The 15119-nt window shown below is 34.2% G+C and carries 17 protein-coding genes and 1 pseudogene; 3 read left to right on the forward strand and 15 right to left on the reverse strand.

What is annotated here, in order from left to right; genetic code table 11:
• The first annotated feature begins 45 nt into the window (after nucleotides 1-45).
• Complete coding sequence (ycaC, locus tag COE49_RS23615; RefSeq protein WP_088229197.1) at nucleotides 46-681, forward strand: isochorismate family cysteine hydrolase YcaC; 636 nt, start codon at nucleotides 46-48, stop codon at nucleotides 679-681.
• A gap of 195 nt (nucleotides 682-876) precedes the next feature.
• Here ycaC and COE49_RS23620 read toward each other — a convergent pair whose 3' ends face one another.
• Nucleotides 877-1656, reverse strand: coding sequence for a BC_2878 family exosporium-associated protein (locus COE49_RS23620; RefSeq protein ID WP_088229196.1), 780 nt, complete (start codon nucleotides 1654-1656; stop codon nucleotides 877-879).
• A 399-nt stretch (nucleotides 1657-2055) separates the two neighbouring features.
• Here COE49_RS23620 and COE49_RS23630 point away from each other — a divergent pair, with 399 nt between their 5' ends.
• On the forward strand, nucleotides 2056-2376 hold the full coding sequence (locus COE49_RS23630; RefSeq protein ID WP_088229195.1) for a hypothetical protein: 321 nt from the start codon (nucleotides 2056-2058) through the stop codon (nucleotides 2374-2376).
• Nucleotides 2377-2430: 54 nt separating this feature from the next.
• On the opposite strand, the gene COE49_RS23635 is transcribed toward COE49_RS23630, so the two are convergent.
• From COE49_RS23635 to COE49_RS23655, 5 genes are all read right to left on the reverse strand, one after another.
• Nucleotides 2431-3966 carry an MDR family MFS transporter gene (locus COE49_RS23635; protein WP_088229194.1) on the reverse strand — a complete coding sequence of 512 codons (1536 nt, stop codon included), beginning with the start codon at nucleotides 3964-3966 and terminating at the stop codon, nucleotides 2431-2433.
• Between the two features lie 24 nt (nucleotides 3967-3990).
• Complete coding sequence (locus tag COE49_RS23640; RefSeq protein WP_098252145.1) at nucleotides 3991-4698, reverse strand: polymer-forming cytoskeletal protein; 708 nt, start codon at nucleotides 4696-4698, stop codon at nucleotides 3991-3993.
• Between the two features lie 18 nt (nucleotides 4699-4716).
• Entirely contained in the window at nucleotides 4717-5427 is a 711-nt protein-coding gene (locus COE49_RS23645; RefSeq protein WP_088229192.1) for a bactofilin family protein, read from the reverse strand.
• A 13-nt stretch (nucleotides 5428-5440) separates the two neighbouring features.
• On the reverse strand, nucleotides 5441-6064 hold the full coding sequence (locus COE49_RS23650) for a YhbD family protein (protein ID WP_088229191.1): 624 nt from the start codon (nucleotides 6062-6064) through the stop codon (nucleotides 5441-5443).
• 158 nt (nucleotides 6065-6222) lie between these two features.
• Complete coding sequence (locus COE49_RS23655; RefSeq protein ID WP_098252144.1) at nucleotides 6223-7959, reverse strand: ABC transporter substrate-binding protein; 1737 nt, start codon at nucleotides 7957-7959, stop codon at nucleotides 6223-6225.
• 101 nt (nucleotides 7960-8060) lie between these two features.
• On the opposite strand from COE49_RS23655, the gene COE49_RS23660 reads away from it, so the two are divergent.
• The gene (locus tag COE49_RS23660) at nucleotides 8061-9266 is read left to right on the forward strand and encodes an MDR family MFS transporter (RefSeq protein WP_088229189.1); all 1206 of its coding nucleotides are present in this window, start codon (nucleotides 8061-8063) and stop codon (nucleotides 9264-9266) included.
• A gap of 15 nt (nucleotides 9267-9281) precedes the next feature.
• Here the strand turns inward: COE49_RS23660 and COE49_RS23665 are convergent, their stop codons facing one another.
• The 9 genes and pseudogenes from COE49_RS23665 to COE49_RS23710 all read right to left on the reverse strand — a co-directional run bounded on the left by COE49_RS23665 (nucleotide 9282) and on the right by COE49_RS23710 (nucleotide 14955).
• Nucleotides 9282-9959 (reverse strand): YjgB family protein, encoded by a 678-nt coding sequence (locus COE49_RS23665; RefSeq protein WP_088229188.1) that lies wholly within the window; start codon nucleotides 9957-9959, stop codon nucleotides 9282-9284.
• A gap of 271 nt (nucleotides 9960-10230) precedes the next feature.
• A complete protein-coding gene (locus COE49_RS23670; RefSeq protein WP_088229916.1) occupies nucleotides 10231-10377 on the reverse strand; it encodes a chorismate mutase in 147 nt (48 codons plus the stop codon).
• 173 nt (nucleotides 10378-10550) lie between these two features.
• Nucleotides 10551-10946, reverse strand: coding sequence for a hypothetical protein (locus tag COE49_RS23675; RefSeq protein ID WP_000847585.1), 396 nt, complete (start codon nucleotides 10944-10946; stop codon nucleotides 10551-10553).
• A gap of 92 nt (nucleotides 10947-11038) precedes the next feature.
• A complete protein-coding gene (locus COE49_RS23680) occupies nucleotides 11039-11281 on the reverse strand; it encodes a GlsB/YeaQ/YmgE family stress response membrane protein (RefSeq protein ID WP_088229187.1) in 243 nt (80 codons plus the stop codon).
• Between the two features lie 123 nt (nucleotides 11282-11404).
• Entirely contained in the window at nucleotides 11405-12370 is a 966-nt protein-coding gene (locus COE49_RS23685) for a nucleoside hydrolase (RefSeq protein ID WP_088229186.1), read from the reverse strand.
• A 78-nt stretch (nucleotides 12371-12448) separates the two neighbouring features.
• On the reverse strand, nucleotides 12449-12637 hold the full coding sequence (locus COE49_RS23690; RefSeq protein ID WP_071711923.1) for a DUF3970 family protein: 189 nt from the start codon (nucleotides 12635-12637) through the stop codon (nucleotides 12449-12451).
• 156 nt (nucleotides 12638-12793) lie between these two features.
• Complete coding sequence (locus COE49_RS23695) at nucleotides 12794-13579, reverse strand: class I SAM-dependent methyltransferase (protein WP_098840946.1); 786 nt, start codon at nucleotides 13577-13579, stop codon at nucleotides 12794-12796.
• Between the two features lie 191 nt (nucleotides 13580-13770).
• Nucleotides 13771-13995 (reverse strand): annotated as a pseudogene (locus COE49_RS23700) (RNA-guided endonuclease TnpB family protein); the annotation flags it as partial.
• Nucleotides 13996-14190: 195 nt separating this feature from the next.
• Complete coding sequence (locus tag COE49_RS23710; protein ID WP_088229184.1) at nucleotides 14191-14955, reverse strand: DUF3959 family protein; 765 nt, start codon at nucleotides 14953-14955, stop codon at nucleotides 14191-14193.
• Nucleotides 14956-15119: the final 164 nt, after the last annotated feature.

Here is a 15119-nt window from a genome sequence, read left to right on the forward strand (position 1 = left end):
CTGTAAGATTAATTTGTAAATAAACTTTTTAAGGGGGATTATAAAATGTCTGATTTCTATTCTCGTCTTTCAAAAAGTGATGCCGCTGTTCTTCTTGTGGATCATCAAACTGGTCTAATTTCTAGCCTAGTGCGTGACTATGGAGCTGATGAGTTCAAAAATAATGTTTTAGCTCTTGCAAATACCGCTAAGTTTTTTGATTTACCGGTTATTTTAACAACTAGCTTTGAAGATGGCCCAAATGGCCCACTTATGCAAGAATTAATTGAACTTTTTCCAAATGCGCCTAAAATAGCGCGTCCTGGACAAATAAACGCATGGGACAATGATGAATTTGTAAAAGCTATTGAAGCAACAGGTAAAAAACAGCTAATTATCGCAGGCGTCGTTACTGATGTTTGTGTTGCATTCCCAGCGCTATCTGCTGTAAATGCAGGATATGAAGTATTTGTGGCAACTGATGCATCTGGAACTTTTAATAAACAAGTCGCTAATGCCGCTCTTATGCGTATGGCCCATGGGGGAGTTCAACTCATGAACTGGTTTAGCGTTGCAGCTGAATTACAGCGTGACTGGCGAAATGATGTTGAAGGCTTTGGAGCTTTACTTGCTAAGCACCTTCCAAGTTATCAAAATATCATCGGAAGCTACATGGGAGCTCAAAAAGAATTTAGTAAATAACACAATTATTAATTAATCTTAAAAAAAGTTACTCACAACTATTTGCATAGTAAAAAAGGGCTACTTCAATAGCCCTTTTCTTATTTGCTTTACTAACATTCATATTAACAAAGCAATTTTTTCGTTAATACAATTCAATTCATATATATAAAAACTCTCACTATCTTGCAAGAGGATTAATCAATTATAAATACGTTATATTTCCTTCTTAGAAGTAAAGGATTCTGTGGCACCATTTGTATATATTTTAGTCAACTTAATAATTGACTTATACAAAGTATGATCATCAATTATCATTTTTTTCATCTCTTCAATCTCAACATTACCAGTCCCACTTTCTATTTTTAAACAGTTCGAAATGTTGAGATATCCCCTTGATGCGAAAAGAATAATAAACGTAACATCAGGGAAATTAATGAACAGTACTCCAAACTTCAAAGGATTCGCAGCTGTATTCGATAAAACTAATCGAAAATCTAACAGTTCAGGTACTTGCACAAAATCTTTAGAAACAACCGCTTCCCCAACTATTGTAACCTGCTTCACTGCATTGCCATTTTCATCTGTAAATTTAGTACAACTAGGCGCATCAATTGTTTTTGCTTGTAGAGATACATTCAATTCTGGATTGTGAAAGTCAAAAAAGAGTGTACTTCCCTCCGTTAAACATTGTGGACAAACATTTCCAAGTAGACTAAAATCCTCTTCAATAAATTTAACTTTCGTTTTACAACTACACACTTTTCCTATTCGAATTGCATCAATCTTTGAACAATCTACAAAGATAACATCATTGTCCTCTTGTACGAATGATACGATGCCTTTCATATTATTAAATGAGAGAAAATAAGATACAACAATTTCGTTTCCAGCTATTACGACACTTTCAACCTTTGTAAAAGGTTCTAAACTTCGTAAAAATTCACAAATTCTATTCTTGCGACATCTATAATTACGTTTCGGCTCACAATCCACTTACACTCCATCCCTTCCCTATTTGTTTTTATCTAATACATATAATATGAGCGGAATATAAGAAAAGCTTGGACAATATAACTTTAACGTAGGAATATAGTTACCTACTCATCACATTAATAATGAAATTACGTCAATAATGCGTAATAACACATAAATTTTCCTATAAATACATATAACAATTTCATCTTTCATGAAAAAAACGTTATAATAAAGTGAAACTTTCATTAGCGGGAAGATTTCCCCCACTAATGGTTAGTTGAACCAATCGAGCTCTTACAGGCAGTTATCTGCCACGCTTCTCATCATTCGCTTCTTCACCTTTGGGTGGGAGTTACTGCTCGTTAGCGCGGGATGATGTGTAGCCTCTACGATTACGTTATAAAGGAGATTAAAACAATGGCTAAAATTAAAGTATACCAAGCAAAAGAAGAAAATATGGAAGCAGTAAAAAACATCATTGATGTTGAGGAACAAAACCCAACTGCTGAAAACTTACAAAATCTATACGCATGTGTATTAGATACTGAAGATATGGCATTACCTGAATCATATATTGAAGAAGATATCTTAATTGATTCTATTGAAGTTATGGTTAACGCTTCTCAAAGCAAAGTAAGAGACTTAGGTACATACGATGTAATCGAAGTTCAAAACAAAGGTAAGAAAACACAAATTTTATTATTAGCAGACGAAGAATACGAAATTATCGAAGGCTAATTTAACGCCGTACATACGAAAAAGCTCCTTTCAACTTTGAAAGGAGCTTTTTCATTACGCTTTTGATGTTTCACTCTTTTTATTCATTTGTTGTTTCTTAATTACCATGCGCTCATTTCCCATAAAGAAAATGAATATGAATGCTAAACCAGCTGGTACTAATGCCCACATGAACGTTTGAACGATTGAACTAGAAAGAGCTTCAATAATTTTATCTAATATTTGCGGAGGAATTTGAGATCTTGCCGATTCTGATAGAATGGCTCTTGAATCTCCTAATGCATTTGTATTCATTCCTCCGCTCATCCCTTTAAAAGCTTCCTCTAATTGATCTTGGAAACCTGTTCTTTGGATCATTCCAAAGATTGTAATACCAAGTGTCATTCCTAATGAACGAATGAAATTACTCGTTGAAGTCGCAGATCCGCGCTGTTCCATACCAAAGTTATGAATAGCTGCCATACTTAGCACAGAGAAGGAGAATCCGACTCCAAAACCAATTATAATCATGTACATAGTTAATAATACACGGCTTGTTTCTGGGGTTAACGTACTTAATAAGAATAATCCAATTAGCATAATAACTGCAGAAATAATCATAATGTTTCGGTAGCTAAGCTTTGTCGTTAAAAATCCGCCTAATTGAGCTGTTACAACTGACCCTAACATCATCGGTAAAAGTAATAATCCGGAGTTTGTTGCGGTACCACCGTATACACCTTGAATAAATAGCGGTATGTATACAGTTGCTGACATAAACGCAGCACCGTAACATAAGGCAATAATTGTACTCATTCCAAATAAGCGTTGTTTAAACATTTCAAATGAAATGATTGGCTCTTCGACTTTTCGCTCAATAACAATAAATGCGATTATTAAAATAGAGAATCCACCAAATAAACTTAAAATAAAGCTAGAATCCCAATCATATTTTTGACCACCTAACTCTAAGGCGAACATTAAACAAATTACTGCACCAACTAAAGTAATTGCGCCAAACCAATCAATTTTTTGCTTTCTATGAACTCGTGACTCTTTATAAAAGAATGTAATAAAAATAAGTGCTAAAATACCAAGTGGTAAGTTAATGTAAAATACCCAGTGCCAACTAATGTAATCTGTAATATATGCGCCTAGTAGTGGCCCAAAAATACTCGATAAGCCAAATACTGCTCCGAATAACCCGCCCATTTTCCCACGCTTTTCAGGAGGGAAAATATCAAAAACGATTGTAAAAGCGATCGGTACTAATGCCCCGCCGCCAATACCTTGAATAGCACGATAAATACCTAACTGTGTAATATTTTCAGCAGTGCCACAAAGTGCCGAACCAATCATAAAGACGATTAAACCAAAAATAAAGAATCTCTTTCTACCATACATATCTGATAGTTTACCGAAAATCGGCATACCTGCCATTTCTGCAACCATATAGGCAGAAACGACCCATACAAAGTTTTCAAGGCCTCCTAAGTCACCAACGATTGTTCCCATCGCTGTTACGACAATGGTATTATCCATTGATGCCATTAAAATACCTAGCAATAAACCCGCCACAACAAAGCCGAGCTTATTATTCTTCTCAACCATATCTCGTATTCTCCCTCGCATTACTTATATTTGTTTATGTTCTTTTACGACTGCGTTACCTTTCTGATTAAAACTAGTATGATATTCTACAACACTAATTTCACATCCAGGACCAATTATAACGTTGTTTCCTCTTACTACTTCAGCAATAGTATGTTCTAAATAAATATCATCTCCTTCAATAATCGATGTTTGAAGGCTTCCAGCATGACTTATAAATGGAACGAATCGTGCTTTTTTACGAACGGTAATCTTTTTACCACCGATTTCTCTTACTTTACTTCCTTCATAACGAAGTGAAATTTCAATATTTTCAGCATTAAGTAATCCATCACTTTCAAGACCACCAGTTAGTGATAGTTCCTCTACTTCAATATCTCCCTTCACATTTAAAGCACCTTTCACATCTACGAAATCACCTGAAAGCTTTCCTTTCACTTCAATCATACCTCTAACTTTTGTTTTTTCAATATGAGCATCACCATTTATTTGTGTATTACCGTATACTTTTACATAATCCGCATTTACATTTCCTTGTACTTCACTATCTCCATACACAACATAATTTTTAACTTTCATATTACCGCGTACATCACTTGTGCCGTACGTTTTAAAGTCATTACAACTCATATCGTTAGAAATTGTTCCTTCGCCGCGAATCTTCACTTTATTATAATCTCCGCCTGCCGAACTACCAGAACCATTCACTGTAAGACTATGTTGATGTTCCATACTGATTTCTCCCTTCCTTTATACCTGCTTAATTTCTTTTACATTTGCACTTTTATCAACAGTAAGAACACCGGTATATTCTATGAGTTCAATCTCACAGTTCGGTCCTACTGTAACATTGTTTCCTCTTACCGTTTTTATGTGAGCATAATCAATATCGATATTGTCACCTTCTAATAGTTCCGCTTCTAACTGCAAACCAAATACTGTTTTAAACAGCCTACTTAATGTACCTGATCTATGTCTTACTTTAATCGTTTGACCACCAATTTCTTTCGCTCGACATGTACCGTGAATATTAATATTTATTTCATCAGCGCTTAATAATCCGCCAATTGTAAATTGTCCTTCTGAAGAGAAAGTATCCACTTCACAATTACCGTCAATTGTTGCTTGACCATTGACTTTAAATTCTTCACCAGTGACATTTCCACCTATCGTACCTTTTCCTGCAATTTTCAAACTGTTTGCCTTTACATTTTGCGTAATTGTTGCTTTTCCATCAATTCGCATCGTTTCAGCATGAACTGTGCCATCGACTTTACCAGATCCGCTAATTCGTGCACTACTACTTTTCAAATCGCCAGTAACTGCACCGTAACCGTTACATTCAAATTGCTCACATTCAACATTTCCATTCACAGTCCCTTTTCCATTTAGTTGTACTTTATAAAACCCACCACCATTCGATGTACCATAACCGTTTATAATTAAATTTTCTGTACGCATTATTTCTCCTCCACTACAATAGTTTAGTTTTTAATGCTTCTGTATACTTCATAATTGCTTCACGTAAAACAATCTTCGTTCCCCTTTCAAAAATCAAATCTTCAACATTTGATACTAATAAGCATGTAGAAATCCCCATTTTTCGGATCATAACTAAGTCACAATTTTTATGCTTAATCGCTTCATAATTTTCTCGTAAAACTTGCAGAACCATTTTTCCTTCTTCTAAACTAACTTCTCCCGATTGCAATAGTTCTTCTAACATATACACATAAAGAATATCTACAAATTGAAAATCTTCCGTTTTGTTCGTTTGCTCTATGAAAAACTGTAAAACAGATTCTGATGTAATCCCTTTATGAATGAGATCTTCTTTCGTTAAAAGAATCTCTGTTACACTTGGTGAAAACATATTCGCTAATTCATCTAGTGATAAATCCTCTTTCATCGTTTGGATTTTATCAATACGCTCTAAAATCTTTTCTTTCGGAAAAAATGTCTCCTGACCAGTGAATGTTGATTTCCGTACAAACCAATCTTCCGGAATTAAATTTTTTCTCTTCCACCTATATAACTGTCCATATGAAATACCAGTAAGCTCTAATAAATCTTTTTTTGAAATTAAATCTGTACTCAACTGTATAACACTCCTTCCTAACAACAATGTAACATAACACTGTTACGCTGTAAATAAACTTTTACTACATTTAGCGTAACAATGTGTAAACCAAACCTGTTTTACACAGAAAAAAGGCTCTTGTACATTTCATGAAAATGCATAAGAACCTTTATTCATCAAGGTTTAAACCATATTTTATAATAATCAATCCACCCTTGTGAATTAATTATTATATTTTGTACTTTTTCGTGAGAACTTACCTCTTGTTTGTTGCGATATAACGGAACAATATGAATTCTACGTAACAATGTGTCCTCAATGTCGCGCAACAATGTGACCCGTTTCTCTAATTGATTTTCGGTAAAATACAGCTGTAATTCTTCATTAAAATTTATATTACTATGCTGATGAACGAAACTGTTTTTTGTAAGAAACATGTACAGCAGACTATCTTCTAACCGTTCACTAATCGTTGCGCTATCATGCATCATATCAGCTTTTTGTATTATATTTATGTGCAATAACTCTTCTGTTTCTAGAAAATTGACTTCAATATTTACGCCATATTTTGCACACTCTTTTTGTATCCAATGTGCATCTTCAACATGGTCCCGTCCTTTAAATGTATAGAGTTGTAGTACTTCATTACGGTAAATACTTCTCTTAATTAAACCTTTTATATCTTCTTCACTCTCTATTACACTGCCATTTGCTAATAGTAGCTCCTTTGCCACTTCTCCACGTTCTCCGCCGAGTTGTTGAACGATTGGATTGCCATGAATGATTTTATATAACGCTTTCCGGAATAACTCATCTTGCATTGGTCCCTCTTTCACTTGATTACATGTTATATATGTTACATTCGACTCAAGTCGAGACAGGTCTTTATTATGTTTCTCTCTATCTTTATACTGCGCCTTTACTAAAACATCATATGTATTGACACTTTGCTTTACATTCCATAATTCAACGCGATCTAGAAAAGGCCTTTCTCGAAAATATAAATGATGAGCTTCTAGTATAAAGAGATTTTCATTCCTTTTATATAACCTAAAAGGCCCTGTCCCAATTAAATTTCCTGCTTCATCTTCATTTACGATAGAACACTGTTCTGTACTTAGCATATGTAAAAACATACTATTTTCCATATGTAATTGAATTTCTACAATATAATCATCTACTGAACGGACACTTGCAACGTGTTGTAACATCCATGCATGTGGATTGTTTTCAGCTTTCTGAAATCGATTCAGTGAGTATACAACTTCATGTGCAGTAAGTTGTTTTCCATTATGAAAGTAGACTCCTTTTCGTAAATAAAACGTCCATACCTTTTCAACATCATTATATTCCCAGTGAAATGCAAGTCTTGGTTCTATAATGTTTGTATTACCGTCTACATACACGAGTGTGTCGAATATATGTTTTACCATATGACACTCCGAACGCATTGTAGCGTAGACAGGATCTAATGCGATATCTAGATTCATTTGTACTTGCAAACGAAGCACATCTCTTCTCCCATAAGATGTCCTTTCAACTTGATAACCAAATATCGAATCGATCCACGTTTGAAACTGTGTTTGAAGCGATGGAAAATACGAGCTATACCTTTCAATAAATGCATTTCCGCTTTTTACATCCCCTTGTCTCGTTATTTCTTTCCCTCGTTCTAAAATTAAAAATAGTGGATGTTTTTCAAATGACAATTTCGAACGATTTCCTCTTCCTCTGCCAGGAAACCACATAATCCAATGTAAGTCTTCCAATTTCTTTATGATTAGTTTACTATTTCTCTCCGTACAAAATAATGTTTCAGATATATTTTGTATTGTTATTTCTACTTGTTCCCCCTCTGATCGTCCTTTTCCATACTGAAGCCATAGGTGCATATATTGCTCCAAAACCGTCATAAAACGCCCCCTAAAAGATGAAAAATCTTCCACTTTCATTCTACACTTTTTCATTTCTTGCTTCCATCTTATCATTTCAATATAGAGAGGAGGATATAGAAATGAATCAACTGATAAAACGTTATAACAAGCCCATTCTCATTCGATTTTTTGGTGAATTATTAGTCCGAACGACAGAAGCGATGCTAGCCATCATTTTTATTGTTCACGTTAATAAAGCGTTACATGGAAATATCATCGTAACGATGCTTCTTTTCGGATTACAGCCACTATCTGATATTGTGTTTACATTAATTGCTGGTGGCGTAACAGATAAATACGGCCGAAAGAAAATCATGTTAATCGGGTTACTTTTACAAGCTTTTGCCATAAGTGGATTCGTTTTTGCTGAATCAGTCGTATTTTTCGCCTTACTTTATATCTTAAATGGTATTGGACGCTCCTTATATATTCCAGCACAGCGAGCTCAAATCGCTGACTTAACAAAGAAAGAACAACAGGCTGAAATATTTGCTGTTTTGCAAACGATGGGAGCGATTGGGTCTGTAATCGGCCCATTAATTGGCGCCTTTTTCTATAATAGTCACCCTGAATATTTATTTGTACTGCAAGGTGTAGTCCTTACGCTATATGCCGTACTTGTTTGGACGCAGCTTCCTGAAACAGCGCCACTTATGAAAAACATCAAAACAACGAAAGAAGCATATTCACCAAAACAATTTATTTCAAAACATTATGCTGTATTTGGACTTATGGTTTCGACACTTCCTATTAGTTTTTTCTACGCTCAAACCGAATCGAATTATCGAATATATGCCGAAAGTGTATTTCCAAATTTTCTATTCGTACTTGTATTTATCTCGACTTGTAAAGCTGTTATGGAAGTCATTCTCCAAATCTTTCTTGTAAAATGGTCTGAACGATTTTCAATGTCTAAAATCATTATCATTTCCTATACTTGCTATACATTAGCTGCGCTTGGATACGGTTATTCTACAACTATATGGTCATTATTCTTTACATTACTCTTTTTAGTAATGGGGGAAAGTATTGCTTTAAACCACTTGCTTCGATTCGTTTCACAAATTGCTCCAAGTCATAGACGCGGATTGTATTTTTCGATTTACGGTATACACTGGGATATTTCAAGAACTTGCGGACCGTTTGTAGGAGCACTATTAGTAAGCATATTTAGTGGTAGTACTCTATTTTATATTTGTGCCTTCTTCTTAGTTATTGGTGGAATTATTCAAGCAGTTTTCGTTCAGTCATTAGAGCGAACAAAAGTAAAAGAGCTATCCCTATAGGAACAGCTCTTTCTTTTAACCTGCCATTTTATTCATACTATCCTCCGGTGAGAAAACCGAAATATGATGTACTTTACCAGTTGAATTTGGAATAATGAACTTTAATTCAAATTGGTCGTTTACTTTATAGACATATATTTTATCATTCCCATTTACTTTAACCGATGACGGTTTTCCTAAAGCTTTTTCGATTTCTTGTAACGTAATTAACTTAAGCTCAGCATGGTAAGAACGAACATCAAAAACTTGTGATCCTTTATTAAAGCCGAATGCAACATTTTTATTTGTAAAAGTTGCGTACATTCCGTTCCCCGCTTGCTCTGTTTTATCTGCTTTTCCCCACGCTTTTTCAATTTCCTCGATGTCACCTGTATGTGCTGCGTATGGTACGTTAGGTACTTTCCCTTCTTTTGCTTGCTCAAATAACTCTTTAACATGGTTAATTGATTTTTGATTAAGTGTTGTATTTTTCGAATTCGAATCTGCTGAAGGTTTTGTTGAATCTTGATTTTTTGGTTTTTCCGTTGATTCTTTTTTCGATGCAGTATCCTCATTCTTGTTACCCGTTTCAGGCATATCATTTTCAGATGTTGAATTTGTTTGTTTCTTTTCCTCGGTATTCGCACAAGCAATCAATGTTATTACACATGTTAAAGTTAGAAAAAATTTCAGTACTCTCAAATATACTTTCATACTTTTCTACCTCCTATTCATAAACATTCTATAACATTATTTTTACCTTGCATCGATTTCAAATAAATTGAGATTTTGCTGTTTATACTTTCCTTATATACACCTTCTCTTCTTACCTGCTATATCCTTCTTCTATTGCATGAAATAAAATATGTCACAAAAAGCATATGTAAATGCCAAAAAACAACAGACTTTATACCAAATAAAAAAAACCTGAAGTAAAACAGATTCTTTTCAAAATAATATATGTAGATACCTTATAAAAGTAAAACTAAGAGATAAATGTTAATTTTTTTACATATGTAGTAATTGTACTTTTTACAGTTTCAAAATTATGAGCAAATGTATTATCTCCACTCAGTGTCGTTATACATGTTAAGCCTGCTGCTTTAATAAAGTGTTTTACATCTACAAGCATTGAATTAGCCTCCATACATTTACTTACGCTCATTAGAACAGATGTATTGCCATAGGAATATGGAAGAAATAAACAAGCCATCGTAAGCTCCCCTTGTTTATCCTGCAATCTACATGTCCCATATCCTATAATTAAAAAGCTGTCCTAATTAAGGACAGCTTCAAATATGTATATTACACTTCGATTGATTTACCATCTTCAACGATATGATAAAGTAAATGCGCTAAATGATGAATCGGACCATACTCTTCCTCTTCTTCATCTGTCTCGCCATGGAATTCAAGATCGTTTAAGTATAGTGCTAAAAATTGATAGTATAGTTTTAAATCAAATCCGTAGCAAGCACTAGGCTCTTCATGATCTCCTTCATATTGTAACATTAAGTATTGATCATTTCCTTCTGCATCTTCTGCGTCAAAGAATACAAAGAAGCCAACGTTTGTATCTAAATCAAATAGATGACGAGTACCTTTTTCTGTTGCTTTATTGAAGTCCTCTTCACTTAGTTTATGTACTGTTGTCGCTTTTGCATTATCTTCTTGATGGAAATTTACTGTAAATGTTTTCAATGCTGACACCTCCTGATTGTATAACAGTAGCATAACAGATTAAACAACATAATTCAAAGGGACTGCTTACAAATGCAAGCAGTCCCTTGTATTCATTTTCGCATTGACCGAAATAGAAAACTTACGATGAAAATCAAAATAATTGCACCAATTAAAGCTGGGACAATTGCATATCCACCTATAACAGGTCCAAAATTACCAAATAGCTTCGTACCAAGCCAAGAACCGACAATACCAGCAATAATATTACCAATTACACCACCAGGTACATCCCTTCCAATAAGTAAGCTTGCAAACCATCCTAATATACCACCGACAATTAAAGACCAAATCATATGAAAGCCTCCTTTATATAGAAACAAAAATTATAATCAGAAACAATTGCTTACCATTAGTTATGTTTCATTTCTCATAAGTTATTCGCTCTTCAAAAATCAATCAGATTGTGTATACAAAACTTAAGGACAATCCGGCTTCAATATCGTCTTCATAAACTCTTCTTTAAAAGCCGGATAGTTAAAACCAACCGCAATTTTTTGTACAGGCCTATTATCAAACACCGTCGGCTCAGCTATTTTCCTAAAATCCGCAACACTTTGACCTCTCGTTACATCATTTGTCGTATTTATCCAAATTGCGGATTTTTTATATTCAAAAATATCATCATTTATAAATGAAATGAACGGAAGTAAATCGTGAATCGGACTCCCACCAATACCCGGATACTCTTTTTTATAAAAGTTATCATAGTAAAAATCAAGCATTGGCTTAATTAATTTCGCCTGTCCGGTTCCTTGTTTATCTATAATATCGACCATTTCAGGTGTAATAAGTGCTTCTTGCGTTACATTTAACGGATATATAGTAGCGTTCTGCGCATACTTCATAACAATATTCGCCGCAATTGGGTCGCCGTAAAAATTCGCCTCAGACACTGGTGTAACATTACCAGGAAATAGGAAAGCGCCTCCCATTATATAATATGAAGAAATACGATTCATTACATTTGGATACAATAAAAATAACGTTGCAAGTGTTGTCAAACGTCCCGTCGCCACAATAACAATCTCTTCTGGACACGGCTCAATTAATGTAATCAACTCACAAAAATTTTCCCTTTTACAAATCCTCATTTCAGGAGGGATTATTGGTCCTAAACCATGATCACCATGGATTTCAGGGAAAAATAAAGGTTCTTCAGCTGTCATAGGCCTACTAGCGCCCTCAATAATTTTCACTTCTGTCGCATAATATCTTTCTAAAAAATATACATTTTCCGTAACAATTTCCCTCGATACATTTCCATACTCTGCAACAATACCTAAAATATCTAATTTACATGTTTTATTCGCATAAATTAAAGTAACAGCATCATCAATACCAAAATCTCCGAAAAAAATTATTTTCTTATTAACTGTCTTCACCCCTCTTCAGCATAATCTACTACCATTATTATGCGAAAAAGACAAGGTGGTGAAACCGCACAAAATAATAAAAGCCGCCTATTTATTGGCGACTTCTATCTTTTTATAAGATAAATATGCTAATACATTTTTACTGGAATCATATTTTGGATTATTTCCTCTTCTCGGTTCTCTCATATGTGTTTTTTCAAAACCAGGAATGTCCGGCATTTTCTCCATAAATTCAAGCATTTCTTCCTCGGTTCCTTCAATACGTACACGAATCATTATTACTATTCCTCAATTCTCATTTTCTCTGTACTAAGTATATCGTACTTCGGAAAGACTGCAACATATTTATTCTGCTATTTGCCGGGTAGCTCGATTGGTGAAGACTAGTAATTAGAAATAAGTGGGCACTCCCTCGTTGACTAAAATTTCACTTTATCTTTTTAACGTTGTACTTTTTTTACATATAAACATTGCCATTTCAGTATAGAACGACTCTACTTTATGATTTTTAAATTGAATATGAAAGTATTCTTTCATTTCATTTGGTGTTTTCATCATACACTCTGTTAACTTTTCACGCTTTTGTACTGGTACGTCCATCATGTCACACCACCAGTCGAAATCAAACTTTTTATCAAAGGTGAAACATGACTGCATTTGCAAACCGCTTTTTTCCAATAACGTAATCCATTCTGTTTTCTTCAAAGCTCGTTCATGACTCGGATCTCGTTTCTTTTCTATAAAATTATAGAAAGTATCAAATTCATTATTTTCTGGTGAGACATTATCTATTAATATAAATAGCCCTTTATCCTGTAACGTACGATTCACCTCAAAAATAAATTGCATTGGATTCGTAAAATGATGTGCTGCAATGCGGCATGTAATTGTATCAAAAGAATGATCTGCAAATGGTAAATCTTCTGCGTTTCCAGCTACAAAAGACACATTTTCATGACCATTTTGTTTTATAAAACCTTTTGCTTTTTCCAACATCGTTTCTGTTAAATCAAGTGCAACTACCTCTTCGAACATAGGTGCTAATATATTTGCAACATGTCCACCACCAGTAGCAATATCAAGAAGACGAGTATTATGGCGAGTTTCAACTTGTTGAACTACATATTGTAAATCCAGTCCTTGTGCATGAATTTTACTTTTCACATACTTTTCTGCATTACTACCAAATTGTTTCTTTACAAGCTCTTCTTTGTTCACTTTATCATCTTCTTTCTATTATTATTCACATATGCGATTCAATTAATTAATAAGTTCTCGTTCATATTATCAATTCCTCTTTTAGACGTATGACATATAATCCTGAGAAGTCAACTACCCCTACCGAGATGACTCCGGCGTGTGCAACAAGCCCCGACAAGTCGAGTACACATAGATGGTTGACACACCCACTAAACTATACGTGAAGCAACAGCCTTACGTTTTTGCACTTCTAATAGAATCGGTGTTTTCACTTTGAGATTTTCATGTAATTCTACAACTCTTGATTTTTGCAATGTATTCAATGCACCATAAATATCAACGTGTATACATGTTCCTGCTTTACTTTGGTACTGCCCACGAGTGATTCGTTTGCCACTATATCGATAATGCGTCCTATTATCCTTAGACCAAACTATTCGCCCTCAAAAAATTATTTTGAACGAAACAAAAGAGTTCAGTCTACCTTCTAACGGCAATTCATCTCCACCTGAATTGTTGGGCTTCACCCGTAATACAAATCAGATGGAGATGAATTGCCGAAAAAGATAAAAAAACCCTTAATAATTTATCTATTTAACGATAAATCATTAAAGGGTTACTAAATTTCATTACGTATTATACTTATTTCTTCTACGTTCCATCCTTGTTTGTCCTTGAGCAGTCCCTTCTTTATATTGATCTATTTGCTCTGTCATTTCATACGTTGCAGCTGGTTCTTCGTAATTACGCTCATGGACTCTTTCTGGATTTTTACGTTTAGACGTCTTTCTCCCAAACTTAAATAATTTCATTTTTAATTTTGGTAATCTTGGAAGACGGATCTTAAATGATAGCCTTTTGCGTTTCTTTTTTTGTTGAAATAGATTTGTATTCTCTTTATTATCTTTCTCTTTGCGATGTATTAACATCGCAAGTAACCCTCCTAATATAAGTCCTCCAATTAGAAGTAGTAGGTACACATAATGGCTTGTCATTAAACTTGTCATGCGTTCAAGTATGACTAACGACTGTACTTCTTTTATATCCCATAGTAAAGCAGCCCATAATGAGAATAAGCCCAAAGTAAGTCCATATGTACGAAAACGGAATAAACACGGAATTAACGCGATACAAGCGGCAATTTTTGCGTTCGAAATGATTGAACTTGTTGATATATCCTGATTCCAAATGACTAACAGTAGTGTTATAAATGGTGCATACGCTATCCAGCTACATATACGTGAATATATCTTTTTCGCAAAATAACTACCGAAACTAGTAAAAAATAATAGTCCTCCAATATATAAAGATTGTTCTAGCGGGATTTGCTTTATAATTCCTGCAATTGGAAAGAGGCCGCTCAGTAGCATTAATAGAACATCTAATTTCTTCACAATTCCCCATTCCTTTCAATTTTTTAAATTAGTAAAACTCGTTTTTTCATATGATATAGTTTTTATATTTCTAAAAAACATCTTAATCCTGTATGTTCATAAAGTAAATACTTAAAAGAAGCGATACATGACAAAGGATAGCATTATTTACATGAAAAAATGAC

The sequence above is a fragment of the Bacillus sp. AFS029637 genome (assembly GCF_002584985.1).
Lineage (GTDB): Bacteria > Bacillota > Bacilli > Bacillales > Bacillaceae_G > Bacillus_A.

Excerpts from the sequence above, each read along its gene's own strand:
- COE49_RS23635 (WP_088229194.1), bottom strand. The coding sequence starts at position 3,966 with ATGGTTGAGAAGAATAATAAGCTCGGCTTTGTTGTGGCGGGTTTATTG.
- COE49_RS23680 (WP_088229187.1), bottom strand. The coding sequence starts at position 11,281 with ATGATTTGGTCTTTAATTGTCGGTGGTATATTAGGATGGTTTGCAAGC.
- COE49_RS23640 (WP_098252145.1), bottom strand. The coding sequence starts at position 4,698 with ATGGAACATCAACATAGTCTTACAGTGAATGGTTCTGGTAGTTCGGCA.
- COE49_RS23690 (WP_071711923.1), bottom strand. The coding sequence starts at position 12,637 with ATGATTCGTGTACGTATTGAAGGAACCGAGGAAGAAATGCTTGAATTT.
- COE49_RS23645 (WP_088229192.1), bottom strand. The coding sequence starts at position 5,427 with ATGCGTACAGAAAATTTAATTATAAACGGTTATGGTACATCGAATGGT.
- COE49_RS23630 (WP_088229195.1), top strand. The coding sequence starts at position 2,056 with ATGGCTAAAATTAAAGTATACCAAGCAAAAGAAGAAAATATGGAAGCA.
- COE49_RS23665 (WP_088229188.1), bottom strand. The coding sequence starts at position 9,959 with ATGAAAGTATATTTGAGAGTACTGAAATTTTTTCTAACTTTAACATGT.
- ycaC (WP_088229197.1), top strand. The coding sequence starts at position 46 with ATGTCTGATTTCTATTCTCGTCTTTCAAAAAGTGATGCCGCTGTTCTT.
- COE49_RS23660 (WP_088229189.1), top strand. The coding sequence starts at position 8,061 with ATGAATCAACTGATAAAACGTTATAACAAGCCCATTCTCATTCGATTT.
- COE49_RS23670 (WP_088229916.1), bottom strand. The coding sequence starts at position 10,377 with ATGCTTGTAGATGTAAAACACTTTATTAAAGCAGCAGGCTTAACATGT.
- COE49_RS23655 (WP_098252144.1), bottom strand. The coding sequence starts at position 7,959 with ATGACGGTTTTGGAGCAATATATGCACCTATGGCTTCAGTATGGAAAA.